The 17,320-nt window shown below is 29.8% G+C and carries 18 protein-coding genes; 15 read left to right on the top strand and 3 right to left on the bottom strand.

The window, feature by feature from the left end; translation table 11 throughout:
* The first annotated feature begins 63 nt into the window (after positions 1-63).
* The 8 genes from CUEA01_RS20890 (at position 64) to CUEA01_RS20855 (ending at position 6,502) form a co-directional block, all read left to right on the top strand.
* Positions 64-573 (top strand): GNAT family N-acetyltransferase, encoded by a 510-nt coding sequence (locus CUEA01_RS20890; RefSeq protein ID WP_234123935.1) that lies wholly within the window; start codon positions 64-66, stop codon positions 571-573.
* Between the two features lie 330 nt (positions 574-903).
* Complete coding sequence (locus CUEA01_RS20885) at positions 904-1,404, top strand: cupin domain-containing protein (protein ID WP_234123936.1); 501 nt, start codon at positions 904-906, stop codon at positions 1,402-1,404.
* 385 nt (positions 1,405-1,789) lie between these two features.
* The gene (locus CUEA01_RS20880) at positions 1,790-2,299 is read left to right on the top strand and encodes a GNAT family N-acetyltransferase (protein WP_234123935.1); all 510 of its coding nucleotides are present in this window, start codon (positions 1,790-1,792) and stop codon (positions 2,297-2,299) included.
* Between the two features lie 236 nt (positions 2,300-2,535).
* Positions 2,536-3,075, top strand: a complete 540-nt coding sequence (locus tag CUEA01_RS20875; RefSeq protein WP_234123934.1) for a flavodoxin family protein — start codon at positions 2,536-2,538, stop codon at positions 3,073-3,075.
* Between the two features lie 179 nt (positions 3,076-3,254).
* Complete coding sequence (locus tag CUEA01_RS20870) at positions 3,255-4,136, top strand: PHP domain-containing protein (RefSeq protein WP_234123933.1); 882 nt, start codon at positions 3,255-3,257, stop codon at positions 4,134-4,136.
* A gap of 60 nt (positions 4,137-4,196) precedes the next feature.
* Positions 4,197-5,159 (top strand): helix-turn-helix transcriptional regulator, encoded by a 963-nt coding sequence (locus CUEA01_RS20865; protein WP_234123932.1) that lies wholly within the window; start codon positions 4,197-4,199, stop codon positions 5,157-5,159.
* A gap of 100 nt (positions 5,160-5,259) precedes the next feature.
* Positions 5,260-5,886: a type 1 glutamine amidotransferase family protein gene (locus CUEA01_RS20860; RefSeq protein ID WP_234123931.1), complete on the top strand. Its 627-nt coding sequence runs from the start codon at positions 5,260-5,262 to the stop codon at positions 5,884-5,886.
* 85 nt (positions 5,887-5,971) lie between these two features.
* Positions 5,972-6,502 carry a dihydrofolate reductase family protein gene (locus CUEA01_RS20855; protein WP_234123930.1) on the top strand — a complete coding sequence of 177 codons (531 nt, stop codon included), beginning with the start codon at positions 5,972-5,974 and terminating at the stop codon, positions 6,500-6,502.
* A 794-nt stretch (positions 6,503-7,296) separates the two neighbouring features.
* Here the strand turns inward: CUEA01_RS20855 and CUEA01_RS20850 are convergent.
* Entirely contained in the window at positions 7,297-7,566 is a 270-nt protein-coding gene (locus CUEA01_RS20850) for a hypothetical protein (protein WP_234123928.1), read from the bottom strand.
* A gap of 275 nt (positions 7,567-7,841) precedes the next feature.
* Here CUEA01_RS20850 and CUEA01_RS20845 point away from each other — a divergent pair, with 275 nt between their 5' ends.
* From CUEA01_RS20845 to CUEA01_RS20830, 4 genes are all read left to right on the top strand, one after another.
* Positions 7,842-8,639, top strand: coding sequence for a sugar phosphate isomerase/epimerase family protein (locus CUEA01_RS20845; protein ID WP_234123926.1), 798 nt, complete (start codon positions 7,842-7,844; stop codon positions 8,637-8,639).
* A 355-nt stretch (positions 8,640-8,994) separates the two neighbouring features.
* Positions 8,995-9,495, top strand: coding sequence for an NAD(+) diphosphatase (locus CUEA01_RS20840; protein ID WP_234123924.1), 501 nt, complete (start codon positions 8,995-8,997; stop codon positions 9,493-9,495).
* A 78-nt stretch (positions 9,496-9,573) separates the two neighbouring features.
* Positions 9,574-10,173 (top strand): TetR/AcrR family transcriptional regulator, encoded by a 600-nt coding sequence (locus CUEA01_RS20835; protein ID WP_234123922.1) that lies wholly within the window; start codon positions 9,574-9,576, stop codon positions 10,171-10,173.
* Positions 10,174-10,278: 105 nt separating this feature from the next.
* Positions 10,279-10,722 (top strand): methyltransferase family protein, encoded by a 444-nt coding sequence (locus CUEA01_RS20830; protein WP_234123920.1) that lies wholly within the window; start codon positions 10,279-10,281, stop codon positions 10,720-10,722.
* A 266-nt stretch (positions 10,723-10,988) separates the two neighbouring features.
* Here the strand turns inward: CUEA01_RS20830 and CUEA01_RS20825 are convergent, their stop codons facing one another.
* Positions 10,989-11,240, bottom strand: a complete 252-nt coding sequence (locus tag CUEA01_RS20825) for a hypothetical protein (protein WP_234123918.1) — start codon at positions 11,238-11,240, stop codon at positions 10,989-10,991.
* Positions 11,241-11,345: 105 nt separating this feature from the next.
* Positions 11,346-11,885, bottom strand: a complete 540-nt coding sequence (locus CUEA01_RS20820; protein WP_234123915.1) for a GNAT family N-acetyltransferase — start codon at positions 11,883-11,885, stop codon at positions 11,346-11,348.
* A 207-nt stretch (positions 11,886-12,092) separates the two neighbouring features.
* On the opposite strand from CUEA01_RS20820, the gene CUEA01_RS20815 reads away from it, so the two are divergent.
* The 3 genes from CUEA01_RS20815 (at position 12,093) to CUEA01_RS20805 (ending at position 17,290) form a co-directional block, all read left to right on the top strand.
* Positions 12,093-14,087, top strand: coding sequence for a fructose-1,6-bisphosphatase (locus tag CUEA01_RS20815; RefSeq protein ID WP_234123914.1), 1,995 nt, complete (start codon positions 12,093-12,095; stop codon positions 14,085-14,087).
* A gap of 282 nt (positions 14,088-14,369) precedes the next feature.
* Positions 14,370-16,685: an ATP-binding protein gene (locus tag CUEA01_RS20810; RefSeq protein ID WP_234123913.1), complete on the top strand. Its 2,316-nt coding sequence runs from the start codon at positions 14,370-14,372 to the stop codon at positions 16,683-16,685.
* Positions 16,686-16,915: 230 nt separating this feature from the next.
* Positions 16,916-17,290, top strand: a complete 375-nt coding sequence (locus CUEA01_RS20805) for a DUF11 domain-containing protein (RefSeq protein WP_234123912.1) — start codon at positions 16,916-16,918, stop codon at positions 17,288-17,290.
* Positions 17,291-17,320 lie beyond the last annotated feature (30 nt).

The following is a 17,320-nucleotide window of genomic DNA, read 5'->3' as shown; positions in this document are numbered from 1 at the left end:
GGTGAGTCTATGAAAAGCACTCCTTTTAAAAATATATATTAAAAATAAAGGGAGGATTTTATATTGATACTTAAAACAAAACGATTATTATTATTTCCATTAACAGGAAGACAATTAGAATTACTTATAACTGATATAGTTGAATTTGAAAAAGAAACAACTTATAGATATAGTGGGGAACCTTTAGAAGGAGAGATGTATGACATTATCAAAGGACAAATTAAACCTGTTCAAGTATCAGGAGAAGATTTTGTATGGCATACTTTTTGGATGATTGTGCTCAAAAATGATAATACTATTATTGGAAGCATTTGCTACAAAGATATCCCATCATCTAATGGAAGTGTTGAAATTGGATATGGAGTGAGCCAAGAATATGAGTCACGTGGGTATACAACAGAGGCAGTTAGGGCAATGATTGGTTGGGCCTTTCGGCAATCTAATGTTTTGCGAATAATTGCAGAGGTTGATAAAAACAATATCGCATCACAAAAGATACTATGTAGGAATGGATTTCGAGAATTCAAGTCTATAAATAATTTTAATTGGTATACTATTTCAAAAACAGTGTGAACAATAGATGATTTAATTCATTATGTTCTTATATTCAGTATTATAGGTGGACAATTCCACCTATAATTTTTTTATATCAAAAGGCTGTTGCACTAATTTTTTTAGAGATAAACCGATTGAAACTTCAAAATTAATTTGTATCAAAACGTTATATTTTTAATAGCTTACATTCGTTCAGGTAATTGAAGTTTTTAGGACATTATAGCATATTTTTTTATGTTGAGAAAAGTTGGGAATATAACTATAATTATTAATTAGTGAATAAAATGTTTAGTTCACATTTGTAATTAAGTGCGACTGAAGATAATTTATATAACGGAGGTATGAATCATGCAAGAATTAGTCATTTCAAATGTAAGGACAACACAATATAAAGATGTTAATTTGAATAAAATATTTGACCCTGATAAACAACATAAGCGTTGTTATGAATTTCAAAATAGTTATGTAACACAGCCATCTGTATCTGGAGAGGGAAAGTTAACTGTTGTGTTTTATACACTGCAACCAGGAAAAAGCAATTACCCATATCATCAACACACCGGAACAGAGGAAGTTTTCTATATTATTTCAGGGACTGCTACATTAAAAACACCTAAGGGCGATGTCATCGTTACTGTGGGTGATGTTATTGTTATGCCGCCAAATGAAAATGGTTCACATATGCTGACTAACAATTCTGATGAACCTTTTATATATCTTGACGTTCACACGATAAGTTCACCGGAAGTGATTGTATATCCGGATTCAGGCAATGTACGAGTTATGACTGGTAAAATGCAAAAATCTTACAAACTTGCAACAGAGGTAAATTATCTTGATGGAGAATAACATTGTATGTGCAGTATAAGCTAATTTAACTATAAATTTTTCGCTTTTTAAAGGAGAAATTTATTTTTTTATATTAAAAAGTTGTTGCACTAATTTTTTTAGAGATAAACCGTTTGAAACTTGAAAATTTATTTGTACCAAAACGTTATATTTTTAATAGATTACATTCGTTCAGGTAATTGAAGTTTTTAGGGCATTATAGCATATTTTTTTATGTTGAGAAAGGTTGGAAATATAACTATAATTATTAATTAGTGAATAAAATAGTTAGTTCACGACTGCAAATTATTGTGAAACAGTTTATTTATATGAAAATATAGGTGGTGAGTCTATGAAAAGCACTCCTTTTAAAAATATATATTAAAAATAAAGGGAGGATTTTATATTGATACTTAAAACAAAACGATTATTGTTATTTCCATTAACAGGAAGACAATTAGAATTACTTATAACTGATATAGTTGAATTTGAAAAAGAAACAACTTATAGATATAGTGGGGAACCTTTAGAAGGAGAGATGTATGACATTATCAAAGGACAAATTAAACCTGTTCAAGTATCAGGAGAAGATTTTGTATGGCATACTTTTTGGATGATTGTACTCAAAAATGACAATACCATTATTGGAAGTATTTGCTACAAAGATATCCCATCATCTAATGGAAGTGTTGAAATTGGATATGGAGTGAGCCAAGAATATGAGTCACGTGGGTATACAACAGAGGCAGTTAGAGCAATGATTGGTTGGGCCTTTCGGCAATCTAATGTTTTGCGAATAATTGCAGAGGTTGATAAAAACAATATTGCATCACAAAAGATACTATGTAGGAATGGATTTCGAGAATTCAAGTCTATAAATAATTTTAATTGGTATACTATTTCAAAAACAGTGTGAACAATAGATGATTTAATTCATTATGTTCTTATATTGAGTATTATAGGTGGACAATCCCACCTATAATTTTTAAGACTAAATTGCACCACTGTGTGATCGAAGCATTGTTACTTCGTATTTTTCTTAAATGGTTCATCAAGCGTAAATCTGTAATCAATGAATAATTGTAAGATTATGCAAAGTAATAGTGCTTATTTATCTAAAAAGTTAAATAGTAATTTGTAGAGGTGAATAGTGTGAAAGTATTAGTAATGAATTGTAGTCCAGTGAGAAATGGAGCAACTGCTGAAATAGTAAATATAGTCTTTGATTGTTTGAAAGTAAGATATGATGTAAGAAGTATATGTATTGACGATTTTGATATTGGTTTTTGTAAAGGATGTAGAACCTGTCATAATACTTCAAAATGTATTCAGCATGATGATGTTGATAAGATAATTGAACAATATGAATGGGCAGATATTATTATATCCGTATCACCTTCTTATTGGGCAGATGTTCCAGGACAATTTAAGGTTTTCATCGATAGGTGTACACCATGGTGTAATACACATGAACCACATGCAACTATAAGTAGTGGAAAGAAAGGATATTCAATAGCATTAAGAACAGGTCCAAATATGAAGGAATGTAATCGCATTATTGAAAGTATAGAGCATTTTTATGGACATATGGGAATTGACTGCTGTGATAGATTGGGTTTATGTTCAGTGGAATATAAAGAAGCGGTGGAACAAAGAAAAAATGAAATTATAGAATTTTGTAATAAAATATAGATAACCTTCAATTTGTAGAGTTGAATTAACATAATTTTAGGCTAAGTTAATTCACATATTTCGTACAGTACGAACTAAATAATGAGTTTAATCTAGTGGATAAAATGGTTAGTTCACGCTTGCAAACTAGTACGAAGAAAGATTTTTATATTATTGGATTTAAGTGAAGGGTGGGGTAAATGTTGATAGACTTACATATTCATACAAAATATTCTGATGGAACATTTACAGTTGAAGATATCTTAAAAGAAGCAGAAAGAAAGAATATTACAACCATATCAATAACTGACCATAATACCATCGAAGCATATAATCACATAAAGAAAATAAATGCTAAACAAATATACACAGGAGATATTATTTTAGGCACTGAAATAAACTGCGTGTTTCAAGATTTCAGAATAGAACTTTTAGGATACAATTTTAATAACTTTAATTTTCTTGAAAAATGGCTTAAGCTAAATTTTTCTAATGAAAAAGAATTGTTTTTTAGGACAAGAGAATACGAGAAATTGCTTCAAAAAATGAAAGATAATAATATAGTTAATAATTGTCCCACACAATATGATCCTAAAGGATATTTACCTCATACATTAATCTATAATGAATTGAAAACTAATGAACGAAATAAAATATACTTTTCAAAGGATGAGTGGGATGATTTTAGTGTGTTTTTTAGAACAGCTACAATTGATAAAAACTCTCTTTTTTATATTGACTATTCCGATATCCTTCCTTATGCTAAAGAAGTTTCAAAAGCTATAAAAGCGTCAGGTGGAAAAGTGTTTTTAGCACATGTATTTAGTTATAATATGGATAATCATATTGATATTATAGATGATTTAGTAAGCTGTGAAATAATTGATGGAATAGAGGTTTTTTATTCTACTTTTACGAAAGAACAAAGCAAAAAATTATATGACTATTGCAGAAAAAATAATTTGTTTATGTCAGGTGGTTCTGACTTTCATGGAAGTAATGGAAAAAGATATATTAATTTAGGAATTGGGTTTGGAAATTTGGATATACCAGATTATATTTTACGGGAATGGTGCATTTGATAATGTCTGTAAATTATTTGTAAATGATACTATTAAAAATCTAGGGAAGTGTGGCTCATTATGTCAAAAAATGATAATATGCTAGCAATCTTATGGATGCTGAATTCAGGTGCAAAAATAACTGCAAAGCAAATATCCGAAAGGTTAGAAATAAATATAAGGTCAGTTTATCGTTATATGGATGCATTGTGTGTTAGTGGAGTGCCAATAATATCGGAGCCTGGTCATAATGGCGGATATAGTTTGCTTAATAATTTTACCAAAGCACCACTGTTTTTTGACCTTGAAGAGAAAAAATCACTTTTACATGCTGCTATTTTTGCAATGGAAGCAGGATATCCTTTTATGGAAGCACTAAATAGTGCGACATCAAAGTTAAAGATGTTCTCGAATGAAGAACAAGAAAAAGTTCTTAATCGTCATTTAGTCGGATTTGAAGTAGTGAGTCGTATTTGCGATCCAGCCGTCAAACCTATATTAAGTGAGATTGAGCAAGCTGTTGCTAATGAATGTTCTATGGAAATTGAATACTGTACAGGTTATGAAGGGCATCAAAAGCATAGGGTTGTTGACCCATATGGTATTCTTTACTGGAATGATAAATGGTATGCTATTGCATTTTGCCATCTTAGAAAAGAAATTCGCAGTTTTAGGGTAGATAGAATAGTAAATATTATAAGCACTAAAAATAAGTTTAAGCGTCCTGAAGATTTTTCGGCACGTGAGTTTTTTATAAAAAACTTATTATCGAATGATGGAAGCAAAGAAGGACTTTGCACTTTAGTAATTGAGGGCAAGTCAGAAGCATTGAATGACCTTTGTTCACACTGGTTTTTAGGATATCATCTGATAGAACGAACTGAATGCAGAGCGAAATTTTTAATGGATAAAAACTCAATTCATACATATGTTCCTCATATTCTACTTCAATATGGTAAATCAATAAAGGTGCTTGAACCAAATAGTTTTAAAGATGCTATGGCAGCAATTCTTAGAGATTTGATGGACTATTATCTTCACTGACTGAATTTGTCAGTGAAGATAATATATAATAAATCGAGATGAAGTTTGAGACAATCTTGTAATAAATAGCAACAATAAAATTAATGTGGAGGAATAGAAAATGAAGAATACAGTATATCTTTATGTATTTGATACAATGGCAGACTGGGAAATAGGTTATTTAATCGCTGAAATTAATTCAGGAAGGTACTATAAAAAGGGATTAATGCCGCTAAAAGTAGTAACTGTGGGAATTACCAAGACACCTATTACTACAATGGGAGGCCTTACAATATTGCCAGAAATTGAACTTAAGGAGTGTAGTACTAAAGATACTGTTGCCTTGATTCTACCTGGTGGGAATACATGGACAGAAGCAATTCATGCTCCCATTATAAGAATGGTTGAAAAATATTTAGAGAAAGGTATTGTTGTAGGGGCAATTTGTGGCGCTACAATAGGACTTGCTATGGGGGGAGTATTGAATAAGCGCAACCATACAAGCAATGATCTGGGATATCTTAAAATGGTCTGTCCAGACTATGATGGAGAGATGTATTATAAGCAGGAATGTGCAGTAACTGATGGGAGTTTGATTACTGCTTCTGGAATAGCTCCTCTTGAATTTGCTTTGCATATATTGAAAACTCTAGATGTATTCTTACCTCAAACCCTAGATTCCTGGTACAATCTTTATAAAACCCAAGAGTCAAAATATTTCTTTGAGCTTATGAACTCAATTCAATAAAATAGCTTAAAGTGGGTAAGATAGCTACTGTTTACAACTTATATTTTAAAATTATATTGAATTTTATAAATATGGAGGCTTATATATGTCAACCAATAGAAAGTTAGTTTTATATATTGCAACAAGTTTAGATGGTTACATAGCTACAGAAGATGATTCCTTGGAATGGTTGTTTAAAACTGAAGGGGAAGGAGATAATGGATATTCTGAATTCTACAACACAGTTGATACTATTCTAATTGGTAGAAGAACTTATGATTGGATTATTAATAAGGAAAAGGGTAAATTTCCACATAAGGATAAAAAGTGTTATGTGTTTTCTAAATCAGAAAAGGGTAAGAATGAAAATGTAGAATTTGTTAATCAGGATGTAGTGGAATTTACAAACAAAATCAAAAAACTGGATGGAGGAAACATATGGCTTGTTGGCGGTGGTGTCCTTCTAAATTCCTTTATTAAAGAAAGGTTAGTTGACGAATTTATTATTACTATATCACCTACACTAATAGGTCATGGAATACCTTTATTTAAAAAAAATGATTTTGAGTTAGAACTAAAGTTAAAGGGTATAAGGCGATTCAATCAATTTGTCGAACTCCATTACGAGGTGAAATAAAACAATTAATGTTTAGTTCACATTTCTTAAATATTGCGAACAAAGGTGTAGTGCAAAACCAAATAACAAGGGACAGGTACATTAAAAATAATGTGGTCTACGAGTATCTCGAAATCTTAAATAAAATTAATAAACCTAAGTGGCAAATTTTCCGAAAACTTAAGAACTTTCAATAACTCGCTGAGAGGAAGCTCAAACAATTGAAAGTTCTAAAGTTTTCAAAAAATTCCCCACTAAGGTTTATACAATTTTATTTAAAATATTTCTTCGACACTCGTATACCACATCATTTTTTTAATGCACCTGTCCCTTGTTATTTTGATACTTGTACCACATCTTTATTTCCAATGTTTAAATAAGTTCGTATTACAAAGTTTAGATGCAGGAACTTTTGGTAGTTGAACTAGTTTAAATAGATATTAAAAACTTACCCAAACAAGGGTGTAGTACAAAAACTTAAATAATAAGTGGGAGCTCTGCATAAAAAAATGATGTGAGTAATAGCGTTGAAGAAACATTTAAATAAAATTTTATAAATCTTAGGGACTAAATCGCGAAAGTCTTAGAAATTTCAATTGTTTGAGCTGCCTCTTGCGAGTTATTGAAATTTCTTAGAATTTTGTGAGTTAGTCTCTTAGATTTATTAATTTTATTTAAGGTTTCAAGATGCTATTAATCACATCATTTTTATGCAGAGCTCCCACTTATTATTTTGTTTTGCACTACACCTTTGTTCGCAATAATTTTATAAGGAGTAATATTTTAAGGTTGCTAGTACAACCATTCTACATACTTTATTTTATTAAAAATGTAAAAATTGAAAAACCAAAAAGAAGTATTGCCGCACATAAACTAATGTTAGCAACTGATTTGTTTTTCTTCCAATACTGAATAGTTTGAATTAACATTGTCACACCCAACAATGGAGTGAATACATTTTTTGCAGTTTTCCAAATACCTAAAATCTGCATACATACCAATATTATTATGATTATAGAAAAAATATTGCTAAGTACATACAGCACTTTCTCATCTGTTCGTTTTTGACTCCATATACCTCTCATTTTTCCAATTGTACCTCCTATATATTCCGATTTATGGTTTACAATTCAAAATGATTGTCTAATACCATATATTATTATTATATATAATTTGTCGATCATAATTCTAGATGTTATGCAAATAAAATTAAATTTATACAAATGTAACATATTTTTTTAATGTTGAAAAAAGTTGAAAATGTAAATATAATTTTAATTAGTAATAAAATGTTTTGTTGAGGTGAAGTCTATGAATTATATAAAATCTATAATGCTAAAAGTAAGAAAGGGAGTGGACTATGATTACTATTTATGATTGGTTTGGTTATGAAATGCCCATAAAGGAACGTTATAAGCTAATAAAGGAAGCTGGATTTGATGGTGTTTTATTATGGTGGAGTGATGGCTTTGGTCGTGACTGCTTTGGTAGGAATGATTATCGCAACGGGCCACAAATTGCACGTGAAGCGGGTCTTTTTATAGAAAATATCCACACACCAGTCCAAAATCAGAACGACCTCTGGCTTGACAATCTGGATGGTGAAGCCTTAACTGATTGCTATTTGCAATGTGTTGAAGATTGTGCTAAATTCGAGATTCCAACAATGGTGGTTCACCTACCAAGCGAAGACAATCAATGTAATGCATTGGGACTTGATAGAATAAAGAAAATTGCTGAAAAAGCTGAACAGCTTGGCATCAAAGTTGCACTAGAGAATTTACGGAACTTTGCAAATTTGTCATACGTATTGGAACAAGTTGACTCCATGAGTATCGGATTCTGTTATGACTGCTGCCATCACAACAACTATAATCAGGGTTATGATTTATTATCCATGTACGGTTCTCGGTTGATGGCAATACACTTACATGATAATGGAGGAAGTCGTGCTCAACACCAGTTACCCTTTGATGGCAGGATTGATTGGTCTACAACCATGAAAAAAATTGCGCAAACGAATTATTCAGGTGCAACTGCATTAGAACCCATGAATTGGGATTATAAGGACTTATCAGCAGAGGAATTTTTAAAAGAAGCTTTTGAGCGAGCAAAAAGGCTGGAGGCATTGAAATTGCAGATACCAAGTTTATCCTGATAAATTACAATTTGTCGAGCAGAGTACAGATGACAGAGTACAGAGTACAGTGAATGATGATTTACCTTTCGCTTCTCTCAGGTAAATCTTAAACTTAATGTTGTCAGCTTCGCTGAGCACCATGTATGGCGCGATTGCGCAGCAATAAAAAAATAAGTTTTCAGATTTTTCGCAGTGTTAACGGAGAAAAATCATCCTTCGTTGTACTCTGTACTCCGTACTCTGTGTTAAATTGTAATTTAACAGGATGAATTTGGTACAAGCAAGTTTAACTTTTCAAATTGCTTATCTATAAATAAGTATGAACATGTGATTGTTTATATAAGGCAAGATACGTAAAAAGGAGTTGATGGCAGTGAAATTTAGTTATTGTCCTATATGTAGAGAAAAGCTTAGTGAAAAAAATATTGGTGATGAAGGGCTAGTGAAATATTGTATTTCATGTGAGAGACCATATTTTGATAGTCCTTCAAGTTGTGTTGAAGTTTTAGTTATTAATGAGCATAATCAGGTACTATTGCTAAAACAAAATTATATTTCTAAAACTCATTGGGGAGTTGTTTCTGGATACGTAAATAATGGGGAAACTTTAGAGGAGGCAGTAGTTAGAGAGGTTTTAGAGGAAACAGGTCAGCAGGTTGAAAAAATTCAATATGTAGAAAGCTATTATTTTAAGCCAAAAGAATTAATAATGGCTGGATATATTGCTTTTGTTAAGGAAAGACCATTTAATAATTCTAATGAAGTTGATGACCTCAAGTGGTATGAAATTGGGGAGATTAATAAATATATTGCAAGAATTAACAATATGTCAGGTATTCATTTTGACAATTCAATGAGACTACTAAATTTATGAATTGACAAACATAGGAACTTATTGTATTATTTATTTGACTGAACGTTTGGTTAAGTAAATGAGAAAAGGGAGGGTTATATGCCAAAAACTGATGGAGATATTACAAAAGAACGTATTTTACAAGTTGCTGAAAAATTATTTTCGGAAGATGGCTTTGATGGAACAGGAGTAGACAAAATTGCTAAAAATGCAGGCATCAATAAAGGTTCCATATATTATCACTTTAAAGATAAAAATGATATTATGGAGTCGCTGTTTAAAAAGATTATAGATGATATGAGTAAATATGTAGATTCTGTAAGTGATTTAACTGGAAAAAGCTTAGAAGATAAAATTAAAAGTGAAATTCAGTATTTATCCGATAAAAAGAGAATTTTAGCTATTTTATTTATGGAAACCTTGAAAAGTGGAAACAATACAGATTATTTTATACGATGTCTAGAAATTATTATAAAAAATGAACTAGATAGTACTGTAAAAAAAGAAGAATTATCTGATGAAGAGCTTCAAAAATATATTGTTTATGAGTTCTTTACAGGTATGATGCCTATTATATCATTTATTACGCTAAAGGATAAATGGTGTGAGTACTTTAAATATGATGAAAGAAAGTTTTTTGAATACTTTATGGAGGCATTTGTTAATACTCATATAAAATCGCATAAGTTTAAAGAGTAATTTTTTTTATGATTTTATTTAACCGTACGTTTGGTTAAATAAAATAGTCCTGTTTTTATAGATAAACCATTATAAAAAATAAGATAATATTTAGGAGGAATCACTATGAAACGTATTTTACCACCAATTTTGCTTTTGATTTGTATAGTTTTAATGAGTTTATTGCATATAATATTTCCTTTTGCAAAAGTAATTGCTTATCCATTAAATCTTTTGGGAATATTTTGTGCTTTGCTTGGAACAAGTATTGCTTTTATTGGTTCGAATAAGTTTAAAAGAGTAGGTACTACAGAAATGACATTTAATGAGCCAAGTATTTTAGTGACAAATGGAATATATAAAATATCAAGAAATCCAATGTATTTGGGTTTGACTACTATACTTGTAGGTGTTGCAATAATGTTTGGCAATATTACATCGTTTGTAATTCTAGTTGTATTTATAGTAATTATAAATCAATGGTATATAAAATATGAGGAAAAAGTACTTGAAGGAAAATTTGGAGAAGAATATTTGATTTACAAAAGTAAAGTAAGGCGATGGATTTAGAGATAAACTTCTTAAATTTTTAAATACATAACATATTTTTTTAATGTTGAAAAAAGTTGGGAATATAAATATAATTATATTTCCAACTTTCGCATATAAAAATTAAAGCTAAAATTTACAAACTATTAGTACTTCAACAAGATATTTAAAAATTGAAAATGTATATACTGATCCTAAAGCCCTGAAAACTAAGATAGCATCGTATAATTTACAACAATATCTTGCAGAACGAGAAAAAGAGCAAATGCAAAATAAATTGCATTACTCTATTTCTTTTTTATTTCATGTATAATTAGAACAGTTGAACTTGCTACTATTGCAGATAAACAAATTAAAGAAATTACAATTGAGTTTAGATATGAATTTTTTATTGAACCATTACTTAAAAGTTGACTTAAACTAATAGTAATAAATAGTACTAATAAACCTACTAATATCGCTTTAATAAAATGGTTTTTTACTTTTATAATTCCTATCACTAATGGAATTATAAATATATAAATAAAAAGTATAATCAAAAATAATCCTCCTATTTGAAATGCAGTTAGTGATTAAACTGGCATTGTACTTTGTACTTTGGCTTCTCCTCGATAAATTGTAATTTATCAGAATAAACCTAGTATTTAAACTCTGTATTTCCTATAGTAGAAGTAACTATCACTTTCCATATTGGGTTGTTTGTGTCCAATAGGTGTTCGTTTTTCGAATAATTCAAAACCACATTTTTCTGCAAAATGGCAAGAAGGTATGTTTGCACAATCAATAGTCAATATAAGATACTTTATATCTGATACATTAAAGCACCAATTTACTAAAGCATTTACTGCTTCTTCTGTGTATCCTTTTCTTTGATGCTTTTCTGACATAAAATACGCTACCTCAACTTCATTTAATGTATCTTCTAATCCCATACCAACCATTCCTATCATTTCATCTGTATCAGGTAATGCGATTACATATCTTTTGTTTTCATAAATATCTGTTGAATTTTTTTTAGTTTGGTGCCAATCAATATAGCCAAAATAGGATTGTGGAGAATTATGGTCTTCTGCCCAATCTGGCATGAAACGAAGAATATTCTTTTCTCTAACGGTTTTATAAAGAGTTTCTGCGTCTTTCCTCTCAAAATCTCGAATTGTTATGTGATTTGTTTCTATTCTCATGCTATTTTTGCCCCCTATCATATATAAATAATCGTTGTTTTAAATGATAACATTTTCCATATGAGCAAATCAACCTCTTAAATTTTTATGAACCAAAGATGCGCAAGTAACATTAGTTAAATTTTTATCACTCGGAAACTTCTATTGTATAGTGTATAATGGTCTATATAAATGCTAACGTTGAAAAAATTAGGGAGGTAAATTAAGATGAATTATACTGAAGATAACTTAAGCAAAGAATTTGAAAATGATCTAGGATATTTGAAGCTTTTATCAAAGCAATATCCGAGCATAGCAGATGCATGTACGGAAATAATAAATTTGCAGGCAATTCTAAACCTTCCAAAAGGTACTGAACATTTCTTGTCTGATATTCACGGTGAATATGAATCTTTTTCCCATGTTTTAAGAAATGCTTCTGGAGTTATAAAGCGTAAGATAGGTGATGTATTTGGAAATTCTTTAAGGCAAGAAGAGTTAAAAAGCCTTGCAACTTTAATTTATTATCCAGAACAAAAGCTAGAACTTCTAATAAAAGATGAAGAAAATGTTGATGACTGGTATAAAATAACATTATATAGGCTTATAGAGATATGTAGACATGTGTCCTCAAAGTATACTCGTTCAAAGGTAAGAAAGGCGCTTCCAAAAGATTTTGCATATATAATAGAAGAACTTTTACATGAGAAACCTAATAAGGTTGATAAAGAGGAATATTATAATGAAATAATAAAAACTATAATAAGGATAGGTAGAGCCAAGGAATTTATTGTAGCAATATCTAAGCTTATTCAAAGGCTGGTTATAGACACCTTACATATCATAGGAGATATATTTGATAGAGGACCTAGAGCGGATATTGTAATGGATACTCTTATGAATTATCATTCTGTTGATATTCAATGGGGAAATCATGACATACTTTGGATGGGTGCAGCGGCAGGAAGTGAGGTTTGTATTGCAACGGCACTTAGGATATGTGCAAGGTATGGAAATTTATCAACTTTAGAGGATGGTTATGGAATAAATTTACTGCCTCTAGCTACATTTGCTATGGAGGTCTACGGTGATGATGAATGCTTGCAATTTAAACCTAAAATAGAAAGTGATAAGGTTTATAGTGATAAGGAAATAAATCTTATAGCGAGGATGCATAAAGCTATATCTATTATTCAATTTAAATTAGAAGGGGAAGTAATTGATAGACGCCCATATTTTTGCATGAAGGATAGGGTGGTGCTAGATAAAATTAATTATGAGCAAGGTACAATTAATTTAAATGGTAAAACATATAAATTGAAGGATAATAAATTTCCAACTATAAACCCAAAAGAACCATATAAGCTTATTCCAGAAGAAAGGGAGTTATTAGAAAAAATAAAGAGTTCTTTTTTAAACAGTGAAAAGCTTCAAAAGCATGTCGGTTTTCTTTTTGCAAATGGAAGTATGTATCTTAAATATAATTCAAATCTTTTATATCATGGGTGCATTCCATTAAATGAGGATGGAAACTTTAAAAAGGTTAAGATAGGTGCTTCAAGAAAGGAGTATACTGGAAAAGCGCTTTTAGATAGACTAGAGATTTTAGTAAGAGAAGGCTACTTTTATAAAAATAATCCCAAAGCTAAATTATATGGCATGGATATAACTTGGTATTTATGGAATGGGCCTGATTCACCTTTATTTGGAAAGGATAAAATGGCTACCTTTGAACGATATTTTATAGACGAGAAAGAACTTCAAATTGAAAAGAAAGATCCCTATTTTGATTTGGAGGATCACGAAAGAATATGCAACATGATTTTTAAGGAGTTTGGATTGAATCCTAAAACTTCTCATATAATTAACGGTCATGTACCTGTTAAAATAAAAAAAGGTGAAAGTCCAATAAAGGCAAATGGAAAACTTTTAGTCATAGATGGTGGGTTTTCAAGAGCATATCAAGCACAAACAGGCATAGCAGGATACACGCTTATATATAATTCCTATGGACTTTCTTTGGTATCGCATGAACCTTTTGAATCAACTCAAAAAGCTATTGAAGAAGAAAAGGATATCCTTTCAACTTCAATAGTATTAGAACAGGAAGTTGAAAGAAAAAGAGTTGGGGATACGGATATTGGAGAAGAACTTAAGATACAAATAAAGGACTTGGAAAAACTACTAGATGCATATCGTAAAGGAGTAATAAAGGCGAAGTAATATTGCTGTTTAGCATTAAATAAAATCTATAAATCTAAGAGGGTAATTATTAAAAGGCTTAGAAGTTTCAATAACTTACTGAGAAGCTGTTCAGACAATTGAAACTCCTAAGCCTTTAAAAATTTGTAGCCAAGACTTATGAAATTATCTGTGTCAAAAAATGGTACTTTTTGCTAACATTAATTACACATACAGTATTAACATGAATTGCAATATGATGTAAAATGTATGGTGTATATTGTGGTTTTATATTATATGTTGGTAAAGGGGAGAAACTATTGAATGAAATATACTTTGGTAAAATCGTATAGAAACCCAATTTTGTGCAGTAAAAGTGGCATTATTACTGAAATTAATGCTGAGTTTGTAAGTTTTAGTGGATATTCCGAAAGTGAATTGATAGGAAAATCACTTACAGAAATAAGTAGTATGCTCCGTATGGATTCGCAAGTATACCTTGAAAATATAGAAGATGAGTATAAGTGTTATATATTTACGAAGGAACTGAAGCCAAGAGAAGTTACTATATCGTGCAAGTTCTTGGAATTTAATGATGAAAGAAAATATTTTTTTAAAGAAAGAATAAACTCTAGAATTGAGGATAGATTTTTATATTTAGATCAACTTGGAAGGGATAATAAAATTGCAGTTGCAATATACAGTGTTCCAGACCTTATTGTATTAAAGGCTAATACAAAAATTTTACACTATGCTAATAAAAAAAATATTATAGGTAAAAAATTAAGGCAAATAGCCGTAGAATTGAAATTGGGTGATGTTGAAGCACGTTTTCTAGAAATTATAAAAGCGAAGAAGTCTTGTTACAATATAAAGTTTAAGTACAATATACTAGGGTCTGGAACAACATATTGGGATGTAGAATTAATACCAATATATGTGGAGGAAAAAGTAAAATATTTAATTCAAACTATCCGTAATGAAACAGAAAAAGTATTGAATAGAAAAATAATTGAAAAGCAGTCTAAAGTTATTGCAGAACAGAAAGAAGAATTGGAGGCTATTATAGAAAATGTTTCTGATGGAATAATTATTTGTGATAAAAATGGGCAATATAAAAGATTTAATAAAGTACTTAGAAATACTTTTTTTAATGATTATACAGAGAAAATAACTCCTGATACTGTATTTGAAAAAGCTGAATATTTTGATAGATATGGGAAACTTATTTCTAAGGGAGAGTTTCCGTCGAGAAGAGTAATAAAGGGTGAAAAACTCTCAGGATATAGATTTGACATTAAAATTAATAATAAGTTGATTTGCAAAGAGGAAAGTGGAACTCCTATATATGATAATAAAGGCAATTTAATATTTGGTGTATTAATTATTCGCGATATATCTGAAAGACTAAAAAACCAAGAATGCTTATTAATAAAAGCCCAATATGATGTATTAAATAATCTAATAGAAAATTTTGCTTTGGGATATATAAAAATTACATTAACAGATTTTAAAATTAATTATATAAATACTAAAGGATATAATCATTTAAAGCTAGGTTATAATGGCATAGGAACAATAGAATCCATTATTGGGAAAAAATATTTTGATGTTTTTAATTGTGATGCAGAGGAAGAAATACAGTTTAAAACTGGTATTCAAGATTTAACAGATAGAAAAATTGAATCTTTTTCTATGTATAAAAAAGTTATCATATCAAAAGAGGAAAGATTTTTTAGATTTGTATTTCAACCCATATTTGGACTGAATAATCAAGTTACGGAATTGGTTAGTACCATAATAGATATTACTAAAGAGGTAAGAGCTAAAAATAAAATGGAGCGAACTCTTAAAGTTCAGGATGAAATATTTTCTAATATAGCACATGAGTTAAAGACGCCTTTAAATGTAATTTTTAGCACTAATCAATTAATTGAATTGTATTTAAAAAATGACTGTCTTGATGCTAATAAATTAAAAGTTGCTAAGTTTATAAGCATGATTAAGCAAAATTGCTATAGATTTACAAGGCTTATAAATAATATAGTAGATTTATCTAAAATAGAATCTGGAGCTTTTAAGTTAAATTTGTCCAATGAGAATATTGTTGAAGTAACGGAAGATATAGTTCAGTCAGTAGCGGAATATGTTAAAAGTAAGGGACTAAATATTATTTTTGACACGGATACAGAGGAAAAGATTATATCATGTGATCCTGATAAGATTGAGAGGATTATTTTAAATCTTATTTCTAATGCAATTAAATTTACAGATACAGGTGGTGTTATATATATAAATTTAATAGATAAAGGTAATGATGTTGAAATAAGTGTAAAAGATACTGGTATAGGAATGGACAAGAAACAATTAAATGATATTTTTAAAAGATTTCATCAAATAGATAAATCCCTTTCACGTAATGCTGAGGGAAGTGGTATTGGATTATCCTTAGTAAAATCGATTACTGAGATGCATGGTGGTGAAATAAGTGTTGAGAGTGAGGTTGGTAAAGGCAGTATATTTAAAATACAACTTCCAGTAAAAACTTTAAGAAAAACAGAAATCCATAAGGAAATAAAGAATATAAAAAGTAAAATTGAAATGATAAATATTGAATTTTCGGATATATACTCAATATAGAAAGCTTAATATTGTCCAGCCATTCTTATAATATCAATAAAATTTGTAACTATAGTTTGATATATACATATATTAAAACAGAGGTATAAAATTTTTTGGTTTAGATATAAGGATATACCATGCGAAACTTCAAAATTAATTTGTATCAAAATGCCGTCTTTTGGGCATTTTGATGCAAATTGATTTTGGTAGTTGAGCCGGTATATCTTTATAGGAATGGAGGGACATAAATGGCGGAGACTGCAATTAATAATTCGGCTAATATAGGGGGGGCTAGCTTCAGCATTGCTGCTGATAAAAATCAAAATATCACTATATTTACAGAGACTGATGGTGTTCAGTTTAATGTTACAATAACACAAAGCAATTTTAAATTATTTGTAGGTAAAAGCTTAACTTATACTATAATAATTCAAAATAATGGTCCAGTTGATGCTAGTGAAGTAAAGTTTAGAGATTACTTTACCAAAGGCATTAAATATGTAGTGGCGACATCAGGAGATACTGTATTTTATTATGATGCTAAGTCCAAGACTATTGAGGCTAATTTAGGAACAATCAGAGGTAACGGTGGGATAGTTGTAGTTACAATTAAGGCAAACTAACATAAAGCAGATTACAGAGTACAGAGAAGG

Source organism: Clostridium hydrogenum, assembly GCF_021432385.1.
Classification (GTDB): domain Bacteria; phylum Bacillota; class Clostridia; order Clostridiales; family Clostridiaceae; genus Clostridium_S; species Clostridium_S hydrogenum.
The sequence above is the reverse complement of the archived record's forward strand: the minus strand, read 5'-3'. Positions and strand labels throughout refer to the sequence as shown.